Here is a 19,740-nt window from a genome sequence, read left to right as displayed (position 1 = left end):
ACCGGTGGCCGGGCCGGGAGTCCGCCTGCGCCGAGCGCGGGCCGGCCCGCTCGACGTCCCGCAGGGGGGGGAGCCCCGGCAACGCCCCCGCCGGGGGCTCCTTCGGCCTGCCGGGGGACGGGCTCCTCCGCGGCGGGGACTGGGGCGGGGCCACGGCGGAGGAGCCCGCGGGGAGGCCCGACGGCTGGCTGCGATGCTATCGGGAGGGGCGGTCGAGGCGCTGCCGCGGGGGCGGGCGCCGGGTCTGGGAGACGCCGGGCGAGCGTCGGAGGCGTCCGGGGCCGGCCGTCTGGGCGGTCCAGGAAATCGTCCGCACACCCCTCCCAGAGGATTTAATGCTAATTCCTATTCTTTTACGAAAGTAAATATTAAAATACTTCCGTTATTTTGACAAAGCGGAATTTGCACGCTGTTGGCACATGCCAAGCGTCTACCTGCTTCGGCAACCATCGGGTGCGATTGCCATGTAGCAGCACTTACCTACGTGGAAGTGTTACAAGCATGGTGGTCCCGTTCTCGGAGCTCTTTTCCACCTCTATCGTGCCGCCGTGAAGGGCGACGATTTCCCAGACCAGAGAAAGGCCGAGGCCAACTCCGCCATATGTCCTGCTACGCGACGTGTCGATACGGAAGAAGGGCTGAAAGACGCTCTTTTGGTACTGGCTGGGTATCCCAGGTCCGCTGTCTTCCACTCGCACGAGAGCGCGGTCGTCCTTCGCGCAGACGGAGACGCTGACGGTGGAATCGGAGCGGCTGTATCGTATGGCGTTTTCGGTCAGGTTGAACAGCATGCGATACAGCAGGGTGTCGCTGCCAGGCACCTGGGCTTCTCCATCACATGTGAGGGCGATGCCCCTTTGCTCGGCAAGGGGGGAAAGGTCGGTAAGAACCTCCTCGACCATCGGTGCAAGTTCGATGATGTCGTTGCGGGAGACGCTGCAAAGTTCGCTCATCTCGAGCAGTGTCCTTGTCATCTGAGACATTCGCTCGGTCTGCTCCTGCAACGAGCCGAGCAGGCTAGCCGTGTCGGGCTGCGCGTCGGGATGCTCGGAGCAAAACAGCTCGATTTGGGCCTGCATCAGCGCCAGCGGCGTCCGTAGCTCGTGCGCGGCGTTGCCCGTGAACTGCCGCTGCGCGGCAAAACCCTCGTCAAGGCGGTCGATCATGTCGTTGAATGATGCGCTGCAACGCCCAAGCTCCGACGGTACATCCTCGGTGATCTTCATGTCAGCCAGATTGTCGGGTCGCACGTTTTCGACCTGAGTCGCAAAGGACCTCAGCGGCCTGAGTGCACATCCGCTTACAAAATACGCCAGGATGCCTCCAAACAGCGTCATTGCTGCCGTTATGCACCAGCTGGCCGTGCTAAAGGACCCCTGCGCATCGCTCACGACGATCGTGAGCTCGTGGTCTATCTCCTCATTCGCCGGGTCAAACGACGTGGGGTCGCCCCCGTTGATGTCGTCGCGGGCTGTCAGGCCGATGCCAATCGACTCCATGGAGCGCATGCCTAAGTAGCCGATCAGGCAATTCATGAGCACGCAGGTCAGACACAAAACCAGCGCCGTCATCAGCGTAATGCGCCATTGCAGCGAGAGTCGCTTCACTTAGACCTCCTCCATTACATAGCCCTCTCCAATGCGGTTGCGGATGGGGTCGTGCCCCAAGGCGCAGCGCAGCTTTTTCCTGAGCGACGAGATGTGTACCCTCACCGAATTGCTAAAGCTGTTCACGCTCCCGTCCCACACATGCTCGATGAGCTCCTCCTGACTTATCGGGCGCCCCTGGTTGAGCATGAGATACTCTAGGATTCCCATTTCCTTGCGGGTCAGAGACAAGACCTCATCGCCGACGGTCGCCATGCGCAACTTGGTGTTGAAGCAAAGACTTCCGCAAGTCAGCACGACATCGTCTTGTGTAAAGCGCCTGAGCGTCAGGCTGCGAATCCGCGCCGCGAGCTCATCCAGATGAAACGGCTTGGTCAGATAGTCGTTGGCCCCTGCGTCCAGGCCCGCCACCTTGTCGGCGACCTCGCAGCGGGCTGACAAGATGAGCACCTTGGTCTCTCGGTCATCTTTCCTAAGGGTTTTGAGCACGGTCATGCCGTCGGCATGGGGAAGGTTGAGGTCGAGCACGACAAGGTCAAAGCTCTCGACAGCAAGTGTTTCTAAGGCCTGGCGCCCGTCGTAGCTGCAATCAACGCTATAGGCAAGATTTCGCAGGCTGCGCGCAATCGCGTCGCACAGCACCCGCTCGTCTTCGACAACCAAAATACGCATGACACTTTCCTCGTGCAGGTCTTTTCACGCTTAACAAAGATTTTATGGCCAGTATGGTCCAATGGTACGCAAGGTGAAAGGAGCAACCAAATTGTTCAAAGCAATAAAACCCATAGCTCAGCTTGCCTTGCTGGTCATCGGGATAACCATGGTGTGCTTTGGCGTTATGCGCGGCGAGGCAGACGCCGTGTTGGCTAAGGCTATCAGATTATGCTTGGAGTGTATCGGAATTGGATAAGAAAAAAAACTCCGCCTCACATCTTTTGAGCCGTTTTCGCTCTTGGGTGCAAGCGGCGGCGACGTTGCTCACCAATGTCCACCTGCCCAATTTCGTCAGGGGCGGCATCTATCAGGGTGCGGGCAAAACGGTCTGCATGCCTGGCCTCAACTGCTATTCGTGTCCGGCGGCCTCGGGCGCGTGTCCCATAGGCTCGTTTCAGGCGGTGGTGGGTTCCTCAAAGTTCAACTTTTCCTATTACGTGACGGGAACGCTGATTTTAATCGGCGTGCTGCTGGGACGCTTCGTATGTGGGTTTTTGTGTCCGTTTGGCTGGTTGCAGGAGCTGCTGCATAAGATTCCCGGCAAGAAGCTATCGACAAAAAAGCTCAAGCCGCTCAGGTATGTGAAGTACGCCGTGCTGCTGCTTGCTGTAGTTTTGCTTCCCGCGCTGGTCGTAAACGATATGGGAATGGGCGACCCCTTCTTTTGCAAGTACGTTTGTCCGCAGGGGGTGCTTGAGGGCGCAATCCCGCTGTCTATCGTTAACGCCGGCATACGCTCTGCTTTAGGCCGGCTGTTTACTTGGAAGCTCATCATCTTGGTGATGGTGGTTGTGCTAAGCGTGCTCTTCTATCGTCCTTTTTGCAAATGGATCTGTCCACTTGGCGCATGGTACGCGCTCATGAATAAGGTGTCCCTGCTAGGGATGCGCGTTGACCAGCATAAGTGCGTCTCGTGCGGCAGGTGCGCAAGGGTGTGCAAGATGGACGTTGATGTCACGCGGTCGCCCGACCATGCCGAGTGTATTCGCTGCGGCAAGTGCGTAAGCGCCTGTCCCGTTGGTGCCGTTAAGTTTCGCTACGGCTTAAGCCTGCCGGACAAGCAGTCTTCTCAACCACGCGAGGAGAAGCAGCACGTAAAAGCAAAGATTTAGGTTTTAAGAAAACGGAGGAAAGTTATGAGTGTTATGAAGCTACCAAAGATTGCAGTCGCACTGGTGATGTCTGCGCTGGTGTTGTGTCTTGCAGCCTGCTCGACGCCCGGAGCTGATAAGGGAAAGCCAGCAGGAAGCGATGCGGACATCGAGGCCTTTATTGCAGAGGAGCCAAAGAACGCCGAGGAAGCGACCGATCTGTACAACAGGCTCATGCAAAAGGAAAACGACATTTTCTCAAGCGACAAGGAGCTGTGGGAAAAGGTATTTGCTGAGGCAAACAAGGATTCCTCGATGATAGGGAACGGCTCAAATTACGGTGAGTTCCTGCTTTCTACTGTGGAAAGTGCCAAGGATAAGTTCTCGACTGACGAGTTCAACGTGCTTAAGACAGGGGCCGAGCAGATCAAAAAGATTGAGGATAAACTTACGGCGCTCAAAAAGAAGTTCCCCGACTGCGTAAAAGCACCTGAATCAGGCGATAGTGTTGATGCGTCGAGCGCGGGAATGACAGGCGATACAAGTAAGTCCACCAAGTTCCCCAGCTTTAAGGGCAAAGATCTCGATGGCAACGACGTAAGCAGCGATGAGCTTTTCTCAAAGAGCAAGGTGACTGTGATGAACTTCTGGTTTACCAGCTGCAAGCCGTGCGTGGAAGAGCTTGGAGAGCTGGAGGCGCTTCACAAGAAGCTTGCCGAAAAGGGCGGCCAGGTAGTAGGTGTTAACTCTTTTACGCTCGACGGCAACCAGGGTGAGATATCGGACGCTAAGGATGTCCTATCGAAGAAGGGTATTACATACAAAAACGTCTGGTTCAAGACGGATAGCGATGCAGGCAAGCTTGTCTCGGGGCTCTTTTCCTTCCCGACTACCTACGTTGTTGATAGCAAAGGCAACATCGTGGGAGAGCCAATCGCAGGCGCAATCACGTCTGCTGCGCAGCGAGAGGCACTGGACAAGCTGATTGATCAGGCGATTGCAAACAGCGCAAAGTAGGGTTCGACGACAATATAACGCAATGAGCTTAGCATCTGCGGCTGCGTGGCACACCACCGCGCAGCCGCACTGTTGTCTAGATACTCCCGCACTATCCCCTCAGAGCAAAGATTCTGACGCGCTGAGGCAGGATGACCAGGTCAATGGGTAGCTCTGGCCCGTCGCCCCCGTCGTGCCCGCATTGCAGGCTACCGTCAAGGCACTCGATGCGGATGTTCTTTCCGCTCAGCAGGAGCACCTGGTCGCTCTCCTCGGCAGTTCTTGTCAGGATGTTCGGAATGACCTGTGCCAAGATTTCGGACACGGGAAAGTGGGGGATTTCACGCTGCTATGGGCAGCTTCCCCCAGCCCGGGGCGGTCCTCGCGAAGAAGGTATCCATGAGCTCGCCGGGTACCTGGTAGCCCATCGTCGAATGGGGTCTTCTGCGGTTGTAGAAAACCTCGATGTAGTTGAAAACCGCCCGCCTAGCATCGGCCCTGGTCTTGAAGCTGCGTCTGTAATACATCTCGTTCTTCAACGTCGCAAAGAAGGATTCTGCCACCGCGTTGTCGTGGCAGTTGCCGGTCCTAGAGCATGAGAGCCTTACGTTGTTTTCTTCGGCCCAGTCCAAAAGCATTCGGCTGGTGTACTGGGAACCCCTGTCGGAGTGGAATACGGCGTTTTTGGCCACATATCCGCGCCCCTTGGCGTTTCCCAAGGCGGCAACGACGATGTCGGCCGTCATGCGCTCGGACATCGACCAGCTCACGACCATACGGGTGGCAAGGTCGATCACGGTTGCCAGGTAGAGCCAGCCCTCGCCCGTGCGCAGGCAGGTGATGTCCCCGCAGAGCTTGACGGTAGGCACCGGGGCCGTGAAGTCGCGCCTGATGAGGTCTTGAGAGGATGGCCTCTGGCGTGGTCGCGGGTTCAATGTTGAAACTCACCTCACCATCGCGCGGGTCCATGGGATCGCGAGAGAAGCGACCGCAGAGCTCGAGGCCCAGCATAAGCTGGACTGCGGGTTGCATAAAGGCGCCCATCTCGACAAACAAAAGCTCGGGCCCTGCCGCAGAGACGCCGCAGCCAAGATCGACGAAAGCGTTCTTGGGAAGTGGGTGTCCGTATACGCGGCTCTTGATCCCAGAGATGCGCAGGCGTTTGTCCTTGGCGGGAACCGCGATGTCGAGTGGTCGTTTTGTGGGAAAAGGGCAGAGGTCCCCAAAGCGCGTCAAGGCCGCTGAGAGACGCTTGGCAGACCAGCGTTTGCCCTCGGCAAAGACAGGGGCAGAGAGGCCCGTGCGCAGGGAGAGCACCTCGGGACCAAGGTCCTCGATCCGTTGTGCTCGTACCGCGCTGATCAGCCGCAGGGCAGCCAGCCCATCGATGGTGATGTTCACAGCGCGGCGTCAGTCATGCTTGAAAACAGTGTACACAAATTGCATGAATGCAGCTATACCACCACGATATGGGGCAAAAGTGTACGATATTGATGGCCGCAACCATTGGATCCAGGTCACCTGCCGGGGTAAAGCTGGTCAGCTACATGGCTGCAAGACGACCGTCTTTCATCTCGAGCACCTCGTCATAGCGCGCGGCATGCTCCGCATCCAGCTGATGCGTCACGGCTATCAGGGTCACCCCGTCGAGCGCCAGCAGCGTGTCCTCAACCCGTGCGGCAGTCTCCTTGTCTAAGGCCGAGGTCGCCTCGTCCACGAGCAGCGTCGTCTTGCCGTAGAGCAGGGCGCGGGCTATGGCCACGCGCTGGCGTTCCCCACCAGAGAGGCGCCCCCCGCCCTCCCCGACCGGTGTGTCCAGCCCGTCGGGCAGCGCGGCGATCACCTCGTCAAGGCCGGCAAGGCGCAGGGCGCTCCCTATTTGTTCGTCCGTGAACGTCCCTCCAAGCCCTATGTTCTCGCGCAGCGTGTCATCAAATAAAAAGACGTTCTGGTGCACCCAGGCCGCATCGGGGACACAGCCTGCCCTGCCATCTACGAGCACATGACCTGAGCTGGGGCGTAAGGATCCGCCCAAGAGCTCCAACAAGGTTGACTTGCCACAGCCGCTCTTGCCCACGATGGCATACTTCTTGCCAGCGTCGAAGCGCTTCGAGCAGTTGCGCAGGGTCGTGGGCGCATTGGAGAGTCTGCCTTCGGCCGGGTCCGTATCGCCGTACGAGAAGCTCACGTCGTCGAGCTCGATGGAGCGCCTCGGCTCGCACACCGCGATCTCTTGCCTGGCACCCGGCGTGTCGCTCGGCTTGTCGAGCCTGTCGAGGATGGGATAGGTCGACTTGAGCTTGCTGATCTTGTCTGACAGCTCCGTCGCAGGGGAGATGACGCTGCCCGAGAGCTGCGTGACGGCAACGATGCTGCCAATGGTCACGTAGCCCCATATCGCGAACACGCCCGTCATGCCCATGATGCAGAACTGCATCGCGATGCCAACGACGCTTGCGAGGCTTCGAGCGCACGCCATCGTCATGTTGAGGTCGGCCTTATGCCTCTGGTAGCGGCCAATCATCCCACTCAGCTTGTCGAGCACATGTTGCTCCACATGAAACGATCGTATGACTTCGCCCCCTTGTGCGGTGTCGCGCACGCGCCCATTATAGCTTTTAGCATCCTCGACAACCTGCTGTTGCTGACAGGACAGGCGCTTCCCGAAGAGCTGTGGGACCAACGTCGGCAGAGCCATGCCCGCAAGGGAGATCAGCGCGACGAGCGGGTTGATCAGCACGAGCATGATGCAGCCTATGGTGATCTGGAAGACGGACTCCAGAATGCCCAGGGAGCCTGTGATGCAGTCGTTCTCGAGCACGTCCATGTTCTGGCCGAGGACGGTCAGCTGCTCTGCGCTGTCGCAGACGCGACCGCACGACGCGCCCGCTATCATCCCGCGCGCCGCCCCCTCGCGAATGTTGACCATGGCGTCCCTGACGATGAGCGCCCTCAGGGCGTCGGAGGCAAGTCTCAGGGCTCCAAGCACCAGTGCGTACAGGCACGATGTGAGGGCTAGGCGCACCACCGGAGAGACGTCCCCAACGGCCACGGCGGCTGTGGCGGCGTCAAGCAGGGCGCTGAGCAGGAGCGCTATGCCCATCGATGACAAGCAGAAGAGAAAATCGACCACGCAGAAGCAGGCAAGCCCCCTGGTGCCGATGTGCTTTCGTATGTACCGCATTCCTCGCATACTGATGTGCCTCCTTACGATGACACGTGCATCATCGCAGGGATGGCGGCGTGACTCCATATCGAATGATGTATATTTGGACGTTCGCGAGACGCTATGTCACAACGATGGCGGGGTGCGGGCGTTCGCGTCAGAGCCTCACGCCCATGTTCTCCTGGACCCAGTTCCGTACGGCGGCAGCGTGCTCATGCTGCCCTGTGAGGTCCATGTACGGGGCGATGTGCCTAAGGATGCCCAAGGCCTCGTCCCTTTGCCCCTCGCGATACCTGACGCGCGCCTCCGCGTAGAGAATCACGGGCATGTATGTGAGAATCCCCTCGTCAAGAGCCTCGCTGTGGGCGCGCTCGATGTAGCGGAGGGACTCGACGTAGCGCCCCTCCTGCTCGAGGCTCAGCGCAAGGTTGAGCTCGCAGCCAATCTTGTCGTCGGCCCAGTCCTGCGTGCCATTGTCCTGGTTGTCCATCGACTCGATGAGCTCCTCGCCAAGACGTGACGCATCGGCATGCCGTCCCAGGTAGCACAGTGTCGGGACCATGAGGCCTATGCACTCGGCTTCCGTCGGAGACAGCAGCGTGTGCCTGAAGTCATCGAGCCTCAGTGTCGGCTTGGTCAGCCTGATGGCTTGGTCGAGCAGGTCGAGCGCTCGGCCCAGCTCGCTGCCATCTATCGTGATGAGCGTAGATGCGTTCAGCATGAGGTAGAGCTGCCGGTAGCTTGGCCTCTCGCGAGACGACTCGTCCATGGAGTCAAGCAGCTCGCGCGCCTCGTCCGATCTCCCACGGTGCAGCAGGGCCCTGGTGCGCTTGGCAGCCCGTGCGAACTCGCTGTCGCGCTCGTTTTTGTAGTAGACGTCGCAGAGCTGGTAGGTGCTGGCCCCAAGACGAGAGAGCAGGCCATCGAGCACGGCCTTCGTGGGCATCTGCCTTCCGGTCTCGACGCGCGAGACGGTAACGGGCGAGCATATGCCCTCGGCAAGCTCTTCCTGCGTGAGGTGCCTCTCCTTTCTGAGCAGACGAATGGTGCTTCCCAGCGAGTTGTTGTCTTCCATTGCTACCGCCTATCGTAGCCCTGATGCCCTGTGTGCTTCAGGCAGGTGCTGTGCCGCGATGCTGTCAGGCCGGTCTCCGTCGCCCCTCTCGGTAGACACCGGTGCAGACGCCATCACCGGCCCCATGGGTTGTCATCCTATGTTCTTGCACTGCGTTGGCGCCGAGAACCCATGTCCATCAAAAACCGGGAGGATCCTCTAAAATAAATCGCTATGTGATCCCGTCCGGGTAAGATATAAAACCAGCTCGTCTCTGTCCGTTTCGTAGATTAGCAACCAATCTGGCGTAATGCGGCACTCACGATACCCCACATAGTCCCCGGAAAGTTGGTGATCCCTGTTCGTTTCCGGCAACGGCTTCCCCGCAGCTAGCTTTTTAATAATCGGTCAACAAAGAAATATCAAAGCCACGCTTTTTCAGGCGCTTAAAATCATCCCGAAATTGTGTAGTTGGTCTTATGTTATATATCGGCAAGCAGCTCCTCCACCATCATAGCAGGACCAAGGTGTATATCGATGGCCAGAGCGGCACCACAGGACTTCAGATCCACGGCCGCATCGAGGCGCGCGAGGATCTCAGGCTGCTACGCATCAGCGATGAGAGGCGTCATGAAGTTAAGGAGCGCCGCAAATTCCTGAACGATGCTGACATCGTCTTTTTATGCCTACCCGACGAGGGGGCACGCCAGGCGGTCTCGCTCGTCGAGAACCCCGACGTCTGCATCATCGACGCATCCACGGCACACCGCACCGCCAACGGGTGGGTCTACGGCTTTCCCGAACTCTCTCTGGGACAGCGTCGCGCCATCGCCTCGAGCAGGCGCATCGCCAGCCCGGGCTGCCATGCCACCGGCCTCGTCTCTGTCGCAGCGCCGCTCGTCCGCATGGGTATCCTGCCCACCGACTATCCCCTCTGCTGCTTCTCCCTCACGGGTTACTCGGGCGGGGGCAAGCGTATGATCGCCCGCTACGAGGAGGACGGGCGCGACGACGCCCTCGACGCTCCCGGCCTCTACGGCCTCGACCTCGCACACAAACACCTGCCCGAGGTGCAGAGGGTCTGCGGCCTTGACCAGCCCTCCGTGCTCGTGCCCGTCGTCGATGACTACCGTCAGGGCATGGCCACCACCATCATGCTGCACAGTCGTCTGCTTAAGGGCGCGCCAAGCGCGAGGGAGGTCTGCGAGGAGCTACGAGGATACTACGCGGACCAGTACTTCGTGAGCGTCATGCCGTTTGACCCCACGCCTCCCACGATCCACGCGAACGAGCTCGTCGGCACCAATCGGCTGCGCATCACCGTCTGCGGAAACGCGGAGCGCATCAGCGTGACGGCACTCTTCGACAACCTGGGCAAGGGGGCTGCGGGCGCAGCCGTACAGAACATGAACATCGCGCTCGGCCTCGACGAGACAACCGGCCTGGAGTAGCCCGCAGGCCCGGTAGTCGGCACCGCATCTGGCTCCGCGCTCCCTGCCCCCGAAGGGCAACCCCCAAAGCTTGAAGAACAACAGGGGACGTCCCTCAGTCGAGCGGTCGGTGGGCAGCTAGGCGGTAGGCTAGCGAGCCGAGTAGCGTCCATGCACACCTCCAGGAAATCCGGTCAAATCTTGGGCTAGCGTACCCATTTGGCCGGATTGATGGCCGGATTTGTGGCCGGATTGGCGCGACCGCTCGACAGGTGGCGCAGCAAACCGCAGCAAGCTCAGCGACCCGCTGCGGTCCCCTGCCAGCCAGGCTCACACGAGCTGCAGGTGCTCGAGGCCCGAGGCTACCCCGTCTTCCGACACCGAATCGGTGACGTAGTCCGCGAGGCGCTTGACCTCGGGGATGGCGTTGCCCATGGCCACGCTCACGTCCACCTCAGAGAAGAGCGTGAGGTCGTTCTCCGAGTCACCGAAGCCATAGGTCACTCCTACGTCATCACCAAGATGTGAGAGGACCGCCTTGATGCCGGCCTTCTTGGTATTGCACGCGAGGCCGACCTCGGAGTTCTGCATCTCGAGGCGACTGGCGACCAGCTGGGAACCCAGCTGGGGGTCAGCGACGAGCTCGTCTGCGGCGGAACTGCGGATGACCAGCTTGTAGGCACAGCCATCCGGGAGCTGTCCGATTGCCTCGTCCATCGTGTCTGGCGTGCCGGAGCGCCTGCCCAAAGCTCCTCCGCGCAGCTCGACGGCACCGTGGGCGGACTCTATCAGCGCGCCGTAGCCACCTGCAGCCAGGACCCGGTCGATGTGGGCGAGGACGTCGGCCGACAGGGGGCGATCGCGCAACACCTTATCGCCCATCGTCACGTAGGCGCCCGCCAACGCAATGATGCCACTGAACGGCAATGAGGCCAGGTCGGGGTGGATACCCACAGGCGAGCGCCCGGAGCACAGAAACGCGTGGTTGCCACGGGCGACCAGGCTGCGGATGGCTGCGGCGACGCGCGGACTGGGCGTGGGCGACAGGCCCCTCTCCCACTCGGGCAGCGCATCGCGCTTGTTGGGATCGGTCCACCCAAGGGTTCCGTCGATGTCGAAGAAGACCGTCGCTTTGCCTGGTTGTGCCATGACACTCCCCATCTCAGTAGCCGCCCCGACGCGAGGCGGACGTTGCAACCGATTAACCACCGGGGACCCACGACAGCCGCACGGGACCCCGGTGGAAGCTTACACCCTCGGGACAAGCAAATCCCTAGTCGTTGCCGACGAGCTTGTCGAAGCGCTCGCGGACCTTCGTCACGCTGAGACCGATGATCACCTGCATGGCCTTGCCGTTCTTGGAGATGCCCATGGTGCCGATGGACTTGAAGTCCTTGTCCTCGGCTACCTTGGTCTCGTCCTTCACGTTCACGCGCAGGCGTGTGACGCAGTTGGTGACGTCCACGATATTGTCCACGCCACCCAAGAGGTCAAGGATGTTCGCGGCAAGAACCATCTTCTCGTCGCTCGTGTCGATGTCGGGTGCGGAAGAGCCGGCCTCGTCGGCGTCCTCGGAGCCGACAGACTGCGCCATCCCATGTGCCTTGCGGAACTCCTTCTTGGAGCCGAACTTTATCTCCTCGTTTTCCTCACGGCCAGGAGTCTTGAAGTCAAACTTCAGAATAAGGAAACGGAAGATAAAGAAGTAGATGGCCGTGAAGGCAAGGCCGACGGGAATGGCCATCAGGTACGTGAGGCCATGCGAGGCAGCAAGCGGTATGAAGTTGAACGACGCCATCTCGATGAGTCCGCCCGAGAACACGCCCACGATGCCGATTAGGTTCATGCAGGTCGAGAGCAAAGACGCGAGCAGGGCGTGGACAGCAAACAGCGGGGGCGCGACGAAGAGGAAGGTAAACTCAATGGGCTCGGTCACGCCGCACAGGACAGCAGTGATGGTGATCGGGATCAAAAGGGCAAGGAGCTTCTTACGATTGGACTTCTTCGCCGTGACATAGAACGCTGCGGCGACGCCGGGCATACCGAAGATCTTGGACCAACCCGTCGCAGTGATGGCGCCCCAAGGAGCGAGCTCCTTGAGGGAGGCGGTAGAGGCAGCGAGCTGGGGCAAGGCCTTGGCCCACTCCGCGTAGATACCCCCATTGACGGCCACGTTGTCGTAGTAGAACGGGGCATAGAGCAGGTGGTGGAGGCCGAAGGGGATGAGCAGCCGCTCGAGGAAGACGAAGATCGTGACCCCCCAGGTGCCCGCACTCATGATGACACCCTGAAACACATGCATGCCAACCTGCACCTTGGGCCACAGCAGCACAGAGATGATGGCGCAGGGGAGCATAGCAAAGAAGGCGACCATGTAGACGAAGGTGGAGCCCGAGAACACGCCCAGCCACTCAGGAAGCTCGGTGTCAAAGTACTTGTTGTGCAGGCTGATGACCACCCCAGAGATGAGCAGGGCTCCAACCATGCCCATGTCCAGCGTCTTGATGCCGCCTATCGTCGCCAAACCAGAGGCGTTTCCGACCTCGGCGGTGAAGTCGACGCCCAAGGCCGGACCCCAAGCAGTTAGGATAGCATTTACGAAGTAGTTGAATGTGAGGTACGAGACGAGGACCTCCATGCAGCAGCGACCGCTCTGCTTGCGGGCAAGACCAATGGGCAGGGCGATGGCAAAGAGCAGCGGGAGCTGGTTGAAGACGGTCCAACCTCCGGCCAAGATCACGCTCCATACGTTGTACCAGGTGGTACCCTTGGCCGCTATCGGCCCCACAATTACCTCTGTGGTAAATAGGGTTCCCAGTCCCACGACAATGCCCGCGAAGGCAAACAGCAGAACTGGCGTGAACATCGCCCCGCCAAACTTCTGGATCTTCTGCATCATGGCGCGTGTCCCTCCTCTGAGTGCGAGCTCGATGCTGCCCCGTGACCGACCTCTTCGGTCATCTTGTTTGAACAAGTATAGCAGCTTCTTGGACATGTTATTCAAACAAGTCATATTTTTTGGCACCTATCCCAAGCGATTCGCGTCACTGCCCAGTCTTGCCGGGTGATTTGCTTTGAACTCGGCGGGCATCCCACTTCCTGGATTTTTCATCCATATGCGCGGGAGGGGGAGTTCCATCAGGACGGTTGCGGTACAAGGTAACTATGTGCTCACAATCGATCTAGACAAGGTGCGCCCGAGACACTCGAGGCCTGCGCCAAGACGACGACCACGCAGTGAGGAACACGCGATGCCCAAGGCGCTCTTCGAAGACATATATCTAAGTATTAGGGAGAAGATCAAGGACGGAACCTATCCCTACCAATCGTTTATACCCTCTGAGAGCGAGCTTGTCGGCGTGTACTCCTGCTCGAGGAACACCGTCCGCCGAGCGCTTGCCATCCTAGCCGACGAGGGCTTCGTGCAACCCATCCACGGCAAGGGCGTCCGAGTCATCTGGTACCCTGACTACCGCGACGTCATCGGTTCCTTCGATGGGCTCTACTCCTTCGAAGAGTATGCGGCGCACAACGACATGAGGCCGGGCACCATCGTGAGGGAGTTCGAGCGGCTCGTCTGCGGGAAGGGACTTGCCGGATACACGGGCTTCGACGAGGGAACCGAGCTCTATCGCATGGTCCGCACCCGTAGTCTGGACGGTTTCACCTGCCAGATAGACACCAGCTACCTCCTCGCCGACATCATCCCCGACCTCTCCCCCACGATCGCCGAGAGTTCCGTATACAAGTATCTAGAGGAGGAGCTGGGCATGAGGATACTCACCAGCCGCCGCCAGATAACAGTCGGCCTCGCCAACGAGGAGGACCGACGGTACCTCAACCTGGGTCCCTTCAACTGCGTCGCCGTCGTCGAGAACCAGACATACAACTCGGACGGCCTCATGTTCGAGTTCACCCAGGTGCGCAGCCATCCCGACACGTTCAGGTACTGCGTGGTCTCGAGGCGCCAAGCCTGAGCCCCTCGCTCCGCCGCGTACTCCTAGAGCGGGTCTGGCCCGAGGCGGGGACGTACGCCGCCCCGGGCCACGCTAGGTCTATGACAGGTGCCAGATGTCCTCGTCGTACTGCGCGATGGTGCGATCGGAGGAGAACGTGCCCGCCATGGCCACGTTCACGAGCGCCTTCTGGATCCAAGCATGACGATCCTCGTAATCCCCATACACCCGCTCCTTCAGCTGGATGTACTCCTCAAGGTCCAAGAGGGCCATGAACCAGTCCTTGTTGACAATGTCATCGTGTAGGCGGCGCAGACGCTCGGCGTCACCCGTCGCCATGAACCGGGGGTTCGTAATGAAGTCCACGAGCAGCTTGACACCAGGCCGGCTATAGTGCGCGGACGCGTCGTAGGCGCCCTCGGCGTAGAGGCGCTCCACCTCCTGGCTCGACGCACCAAAGGTGTAGATGTCATTCTTGCCCACCAGCTCGGCAATCTCGACGTTGGCGCCGTCGAGCGTGCAGAGGGTCACGGCGCCGTTGAGCATGAACTTCATGTTGGAGGTACCGCTCGCCTCCTTGCTCGCCAGCGAGATCTGCTCGGAGATGTCAGCTGCGGGGATGAGGTGCTCCGCCGCCGTGACGTTGTAGTTCTGGACCATGAGGACCTGCAGGTACGGAGAAACATCGGGGTCCTGGGCCACCCAATCGGACAGCGTGAGGATGAGGTGGATGATGTCCTGGGCGATAACGTAGGCGGGTGCCGCCTTCCCGCCAAAGACGATCGTGATGGGGCGTGCGGGCAGATTGCCGTTCTTGATGTCCAGGTACTTCCAGATGATGTAGAGCGCGAGCATCTGCTGTCGCTTATATTCGTGGATACGCTTCACCTGCACGTCGATGATCGCGTCCTCGGGAATGCGCGCGCCCTGGTTTTCGAGCATGAACTGCCGCATGCGCCCCTTGGCGCTGTCCTTCGCCCTCTCGAACCCCTCTATCACGGCCTTATCGTCCAAGTGCTCCTTAAGCGGCGTGAGATCCGCGCTCTTGTGCCAGTCCGTACCGATGGTATCGTCCAAAAGTCCGGTGAGCTCAGGGTTGCAGCCCATGATCCAGCGGCGAAACGTAATGCCGTTCGTCTTGTTGCTGAACTTCTCGGGATAGATCTTATAGAAGGGTGCGAGCTCCGTGTCCTCCAAGATCTTGGTGTGGAGCGCCGCTACCCCATTGACGCTGCAGCCAAAGTGGATTGCCAGGTTTGCCATGTGGACCACGTCATCCTGGATGATGGCAACTGCGGGATCAGCGTAACGCTCCTTGGCGATAAGGTCGAGCTTCACGATAATGTCAGCTATCTTAGGAGCAACGGTCTTGAGGAACTTGATGGGCCACTTCTCGAGGGCCTCGGCCAAGATCGTGTGGTTGGTGTAGGCGACCATCTTCTCGACCATCGCGACGGCCTCGTCGAAGCCCATGCCATGCTCCTCGGTAAGCAGGCGAATGAGCTCGGGGATGACCATCGTGGGATGCGTGTCATTGATCTGCACCATGACATAGTCGGGCAGGTCACTCAGGTCGCTGCCACGTTCCAGCGCCTCGCGCAGGATGAGCTGGGCCGCGTTGCTCACCATGAAATACTGCTGGTACACGCGAAGCAGACGTCCCTTTTCGTCCGAGTCGTCGGGGTAGAGGAAGAGCGTGAGGTTCTTCTTGACCTCGTCCTTGTCAAACTCTATCGAGTCGGCGGGGACCAGCGAGTCATCCACGCCCTCGAGGTCGAAGAGCCTCAGGCGATTCTTGGTTGGACGGCCGTAGCCCGTCACGTCGATGGAATAGAGTCGCGACCTCACGTTGAAGTCACCGAACACCACATTGAAGCTCACGCCCTCGTCGTTGAGGACGGCCTGCCTGTCGAGCCACCCATCGGGAAGCGCCCGCTGCTGCTTGTCGCGAAACTCCTGACGAAACAGACCGTAGTGGTAGTTAAGGCCCACGCCGTCACCGGGAAGACCCAGGGTTGCTATGGAGTCCAGGAAGCACGCGGCGAGCCTGCCCAGGCCACCGTTTCCCAATGACGGCTCCACCTCAAGCTCCTCGACCTTGTTAAGGTCGTGCCCAGCCGCCTCGAGCTGGGCCTTGACCTCATCGTAAAGGCCAAGGTTGATGAGATCACTGATCAGCAACTTGCCGATAAGAAACTCCGCGGACAGGTAGTAGAGGCGCCGCTTGCCGGCATTGAGAGGCAGCTTGGCGCTGCGCTGCCTCACGATGCCCTGCAGCATGGCGCAGATCTGCTCGTCGCTCAGGGCCTCCAGGTCAAGGCCGTAGCTGTCGTGGGCGCAGGTGTTCAGACTCAACATGTGTCTTCCTCTTTTCAGTTTATTGCTGTGCGTAAGGACGGCAACCGGACGATCCGGGGCGCTTGGTTGTGCGAATGGCCTCATCACGCCGGGAGCTCGGGCGGCCGTGCTCCGGGGACGCGAAAGTAGGTCTGGGTGAGGTCGAGGAGGGCTTCCTCGACGGCTCGGGTGATGGCACCCTCCCTCATGCGCCAGTCCCAGTTTCCACCTAAGACGGCTGGCACATTGATGCGCGCCTCGTCTCCTAGGTCAAGTAGGTCCTGCATGGTGTAGATGCAGGTGTCACTGACGGATGCGGCGATGGCGCGGTTGAACGCAGCCCCCACGGGCTCGCCCTTGGCCCGCCTGGTGTAGCGGTCCGCCTGTTCGCGCTGGCGCGGGGTCGCCGTGTTCTCGTACCAGCCACGAACGGTCTGGTTGTCGTGGGTACCCACGTACGCGATGGTGTTAGGCGTGTAATGGTGGGGCAGATAATACGAATCGCTGTTGCCATCGAAGGCAAACTGCAAGATCTTCATGCCGGGAAAGCCCGTGTCCTCGCGCATCTTGATGACCTCCGGAGTCATGAACCCCAAGTCCTCCGCAATGATGGGGAGCTTGCCCAGCTGCCGTGTCAGCTCGTCGAAGAGTGCCGTGCCAGGACCCTTGCTCCAAGAGCCAGCCGCAGACGTCGCAGAGCCAAAGGGCACGTCCCAGTAGGACTCGAAGCCCCGGAAGTGGTCGATGCGCACAATGTCGTACATCTTAAGGCTCATGCGCATGCGCTCGACCCACCAGGAGTAGTGATCCTGGGCCATGGCGTCCCAGTCGTAGATTGGGTTACCCCAGTACTGTCCTGTTGCGGAGAACTGATCGGGCGGAGTGCCCGCGACGCTCGTGGGACTCCCGTCCTCACCGACCCTGAAGAGCTGCGGCATTGCCCACATCTCGACGGAATCGCGCGAGACGTAGATGGGCATGTCGCCCACGATAAGCACTCCGCGCTCGTTCGCGTAGCCCTTCAGGCTCTCCCACTGCTTGAAGAAGAAGTACTGCGTCATCAGGTGGTACTGGTAGTGGTGCTCACGCTTGGCGCTCAGGTCCCGCGACGCCTTCCCCGGGTTGCGATACTGCTGTGGCCACTCGTGGAAGGCCTTAAGGCCGAACTCCTCCTTGACGGTCATGAACTCGCAGTAGCTGTCAAGCCAACTGGCGTGCTTGCGTGAGAACTCGTCTAAGTCGGAGGGGGGGTCCTGCATGAAGCGTGCCGTCGCACGCTCGAGCACCTTCCTGCGCGCGACGAAGATCGTGGCGTAGTCGATGCGCGTCGGGTCATCCCCGAACTTTACGCCCTCAAGGTCGCCGCGCTTCAGGTAGCCCAGCTTTACCAGCTCGTCCAGATCGATGAAGTTGGGGTTGCCCGCGTAGGCGCTGAACGACTGGTACGGCGAATCACCGTAGCCCGTAGTGGTCAGCGGCAGGATCTGCCAGTAGCGTTGCGAGCAGCGACTCAAGAAGTCGACGAACTCATAGGCCTTCGGCCCGAACGAGCCGATGCCATACCTCCCAGGCAGCGCAAAGATTGGCATCAACACTCCACTTGCTCGCATGGCGTCCTCTTCTCTCCTAGACCCACAGGCCAATTGTAACGGATACTCACCACGGTCGCGCGACCACTGCACGATCGTTCGCTACCGCTACTCACAGACAGGCTCGTCACTCAGATTCGCAGACACGCTCCTTCGTATAGGTACATTACTCGTTTGAACAAGTTTGAGCCTTCGGTAGTTCTCGTGGCCTAGGGGTCGTCTAGCTGCCCCTTGCCACCTTCCTCCTCCTCTTCCCGTCGCGTTCCCCGTCCCTCCCCCTTCTCTCGTCCACCTTCCTCCTATCCTCCCCGCGGTCCTCCCAGGGAAGTGCCGGATGCCCATCGGAGCGGCGCAGCATGAGAAGCGCGACGAGGTTGCCGGCGTTGCGGAACCCGTGGCCCATGCGCGCCGTCACCTTGGTCTTGTTGTTGATGCTCTCCGCGCGGCCGTTTCCGATGCCCAGCGCCACGGCGGCAACGACGTCCGCGCGCCTGCGCCCCGCCTTCTTCTCGACGGCGACCGCGGGCCCGATCTCGCGGCAGGCGGCCCCGCGCGGCCAGCCGTCGAGCATGGCCTCGGCCTCGACGGCCGTCCCGGCGCGGAAGACGGCCCTCAGGTCCTCCTTGAGGTCCCAGGCCGTGAAGAGGCGCCCGCCCTCCCGGGCTCGGCGAGCTTCGCCCGCTGCGGCCCCGTGGGGTCCTCCGGGTTCCTCACCAGCGCGCAGCGGCTTCCCCTGGTCGCGTCCGCAGCCTCCCTCGGCGCCCTGGCCTCCGGCGGGGTCTCCTCGCCCCCGCGCGGCCTGCCGGGCCCGTCGCGCCTCGGCATCGCGCCTTGGGCGGCCCTCTTGGCGACCCGCCACTCCTCGCGCCCGGCCTCGTCGAGCGCGTCGCTCGTCCGCTCGGCCACGCGGAATGGGTCCATGGCCCACCGGGCGTTGGGGCACCCGCGCCTGGCCAGCGCCTTTGTCCACTTGGCCCCGTCGGTCGTCACGACCTCTATGGCGCGTCGCTGCTCGCGCGCGGGCTCGTCGAGGAAGAGGCCCAGCACCTCCTTGCCGTACCCCTCGTGGGCCCAGACGAGGCGTCCCCGGTCGTGGCCGACGACGACGGTCAGGTACTTGTGGCCCTTCTTGTAGCCGGTCTCGTCGATGCCGATCCGTCTCAGCCCGTCGAAGCGCCCGACGCCCCCCTGCGCCCCGGTCTCGTCGTAGACCCTCCCGCGGATGCCGCCCACGCTGTGCCACTCCACTCGCGCGATGCGCGAGTGGAGTGGCACGCGGCACCTCACCGCCAGGCACGCGACCCAGTCCTCGAAGTCGCGCGTGTGCCTGGACCCGTGCCTAGCCCGCGGCACGCGCTCGACGCGCACGCCGTGCTCGGGGCACGTCACCCTGGCGGGCCCGTACTCCAGGAAGCACTCGGGCCTCGCCAGGTCCATGGCTCTCCGCCGCCTGGTCGGCCCGTGGTCGTGGCGCTCGCGCCTCCGGCCGCAGATCGGGCACCCCGGCCGCCCCCTCCCGTGCGGCCCCGCCGACACGACGATCGCGTCGCCCTCGATCGTCACGCCCTCCACGACGGTCCTCGCAAGCGCGAGGGCATGCCGTAGAATCTCCGCCATGCGTCCGCCTCCCGTTGCTCCGGATACTTTTGGCGAAGTGGAATCCTACGGGAATCACGACCACCCGCACGGCGGGTGGTCTGCTCTAAGGGCATAACCCTGATGGTGCCGGCCGGGGACCCAAGTCCCCGGCCTTCGCTTCGCTCAGGCCCCATGGCCCCTTGACTCATGGCGCGCCCGGCA

The 19,740-nt window shown here is 60.9% G+C and carries 18 protein-coding genes; 5 read left to right on the top strand and 13 right to left on the bottom strand.

Going from position 1 to position 19,740, the window contains the following annotated elements; all coding sequences use genetic code 11:
- Nucleotides 1-476: 476 nt before the first annotated feature.
- Together ACMPH2_RS09355 and ACMPH2_RS09350 are read right to left on the bottom strand one after the other, a co-directional pair.
- A complete protein-coding gene (locus ACMPH2_RS09355; RefSeq protein WP_417119291.1) occupies nt 477-1,607 on the bottom strand; it encodes a HAMP domain-containing sensor histidine kinase in 1,131 nt (376 codons plus the stop codon).
- Nucleotides 1,608-2,279: a response regulator transcription factor gene (locus tag ACMPH2_RS09350; RefSeq protein WP_417119290.1), complete on the bottom strand. Its 672-nt coding sequence runs from the start codon at nt 2,277-2,279 to the stop codon at nt 1,608-1,610.
- Nucleotides 2,280-2,340: 61 nt separating this feature from the next.
- Here ACMPH2_RS09350 and ACMPH2_RS09345 point away from each other — a divergent pair, with 61 nt between their 5' ends.
- Genes ACMPH2_RS09345 through ACMPH2_RS09335 form a run of 3 tightly spaced genes read left to right on the top strand, consistent with a single transcriptional unit; the run spans nt 2,341 to nt 4,429 of the window.
- A complete protein-coding gene (locus ACMPH2_RS09345) occupies nt 2,341-2,517 on the top strand; it encodes a CD1871A family CXXC motif-containing protein (protein WP_050796577.1) in 177 nt (58 codons plus the stop codon).
- Nucleotides 2,510-3,433 carry a 4Fe-4S binding protein gene (locus ACMPH2_RS09340; protein WP_417119289.1) on the top strand — a complete coding sequence of 308 codons (924 nt, stop codon included), beginning with the start codon at nt 2,510-2,512 and terminating at the stop codon, nt 3,431-3,433. Before ACMPH2_RS09345 ends, ACMPH2_RS09340 begins: the two co-directional genes overlap by 8 nt.
- Nucleotides 3,434-3,457: 24 nt before the next feature.
- Nucleotides 3,458-4,429 carry a TlpA disulfide reductase family protein gene (locus ACMPH2_RS09335; protein WP_417119288.1) on the top strand — a complete coding sequence of 324 codons (972 nt, stop codon included), beginning with the start codon at nt 3,458-3,460 and terminating at the stop codon, nt 4,427-4,429.
- A 91-nt stretch (nt 4,430-4,520) separates the two neighbouring features.
- Here ACMPH2_RS09335 and ACMPH2_RS09330 read toward each other — a convergent pair whose 3' ends face one another.
- From ACMPH2_RS09330 to ACMPH2_RS09740, 5 genes are all read right to left on the bottom strand, one after another.
- The gene (locus tag ACMPH2_RS09330) at nt 4,521-4,667 is read right to left on the bottom strand and encodes a hypothetical protein (protein WP_303132817.1); all 147 of its coding nucleotides are present in this window, start codon (nt 4,665-4,667) and stop codon (nt 4,521-4,523) included.
- 82 nt (nt 4,668-4,749) lie between these two features.
- Entirely contained in the window at nt 4,750-5,343 is a 594-nt protein-coding gene (locus ACMPH2_RS09325; RefSeq protein WP_417119287.1) for an IS3 family transposase, read from the bottom strand.
- A gap of 608 nt (nt 5,344-5,951) precedes the next feature.
- Entirely contained in the window at nt 5,952-7,601 is a 1,650-nt protein-coding gene (locus ACMPH2_RS09320) for an ATP-binding cassette domain-containing protein (protein WP_062529469.1), read from the bottom strand.
- A 130-nt stretch (nt 7,602-7,731) separates the two neighbouring features.
- Nucleotides 7,732-8,649 (bottom strand): helix-turn-helix domain-containing protein, encoded by a 918-nt coding sequence (locus ACMPH2_RS09315; protein WP_072499958.1) that lies wholly within the window; start codon nt 8,647-8,649, stop codon nt 7,732-7,734.
- A 198-nt stretch (nt 8,650-8,847) separates the two neighbouring features.
- Nucleotides 8,848-9,003 carry a type II toxin-antitoxin system YafQ family toxin gene (locus ACMPH2_RS09740; protein ID WP_327196100.1) on the bottom strand — a complete coding sequence of 52 codons (156 nt, stop codon included), beginning with the start codon at nt 9,001-9,003 and terminating at the stop codon, nt 8,848-8,850.
- 152 nt (nt 9,004-9,155) lie between these two features.
- Between ACMPH2_RS09740 and argC the strand changes: the two genes are divergently transcribed.
- Nucleotides 9,156-10,079: an N-acetyl-gamma-glutamyl-phosphate reductase gene (argC, locus tag ACMPH2_RS09305; protein ID WP_417119286.1), complete on the top strand. Its 924-nt coding sequence runs from the start codon at nt 9,156-9,158 to the stop codon at nt 10,077-10,079.
- 309 nt (nt 10,080-10,388) lie between these two features.
- Here the strand turns inward: argC and ACMPH2_RS09300 are convergent, their stop codons facing one another.
- The gene (locus ACMPH2_RS09300; RefSeq protein ID WP_234946872.1) at nt 10,389-11,207 is read right to left on the bottom strand and encodes an HAD hydrolase family protein; all 819 of its coding nucleotides are present in this window, start codon (nt 11,205-11,207) and stop codon (nt 10,389-10,391) included.
- Between the two features lie 124 nt (nt 11,208-11,331).
- Entirely contained in the window at nt 11,332-12,957 is a 1,626-nt protein-coding gene (locus ACMPH2_RS09295; protein ID WP_072499961.1) for an alpha-glucoside-specific PTS transporter subunit IIBC, read from the bottom strand.
- A gap of 352 nt (nt 12,958-13,309) precedes the next feature.
- On the opposite strand from ACMPH2_RS09295, the gene ACMPH2_RS09290 reads away from it, so the two are divergent.
- The gene (locus ACMPH2_RS09290) at nt 13,310-14,035 is read left to right on the top strand and encodes a GntR family transcriptional regulator (protein ID WP_062529459.1); all 726 of its coding nucleotides are present in this window, start codon (nt 13,310-13,312) and stop codon (nt 14,033-14,035) included.
- A gap of 78 nt (nt 14,036-14,113) precedes the next feature.
- On the opposite strand, the gene ACMPH2_RS09285 is transcribed toward ACMPH2_RS09290, so the two are convergent.
- The 4 genes from ACMPH2_RS09285 to ACMPH2_RS09270 all read right to left on the bottom strand — a co-directional run bounded on the left by ACMPH2_RS09285 (nt 14,114) and on the right by ACMPH2_RS09270 (nt 19,557).
- The gene (locus ACMPH2_RS09285) at nt 14,114-16,372 is read right to left on the bottom strand and encodes a glycogen/starch/alpha-glucan phosphorylase (RefSeq protein WP_303132830.1); all 2,259 of its coding nucleotides are present in this window, start codon (nt 16,370-16,372) and stop codon (nt 14,114-14,116) included.
- An 83-nt stretch (nt 16,373-16,455) separates the two neighbouring features.
- Nucleotides 16,456-17,961, bottom strand: a complete 1,506-nt coding sequence (malQ, locus tag ACMPH2_RS09280) for a 4-alpha-glucanotransferase (protein WP_417119285.1) — start codon at nt 17,959-17,961, stop codon at nt 16,456-16,458.
- A 199-nt stretch (nt 17,962-18,160) separates the two neighbouring features.
- Nucleotides 18,161-18,556 (bottom strand): transposase, encoded by a 396-nt coding sequence (locus ACMPH2_RS09275; protein WP_417119293.1) that lies wholly within the window; start codon nt 18,554-18,556, stop codon nt 18,161-18,163.
- Nucleotides 18,553-19,557 (bottom strand): transposase, encoded by a 1,005-nt coding sequence (locus ACMPH2_RS09270; RefSeq protein ID WP_417119284.1) that lies wholly within the window; start codon nt 19,555-19,557, stop codon nt 18,553-18,555. Before ACMPH2_RS09270 ends, ACMPH2_RS09275 begins: the two co-directional genes overlap by 4 nt.
- Nucleotides 19,558-19,740: the final 183 nt, after the last annotated feature.

Source organism: Olsenella phocaeensis (assembly GCF_048189965.1).
Lineage (GTDB): Bacteria > Actinomycetota > Coriobacteriia > Coriobacteriales > Atopobiaceae > Olsenella_I > Olsenella_I phocaeensis.
This window is presented reverse-complemented; position numbering and strand designations above follow the sequence as displayed.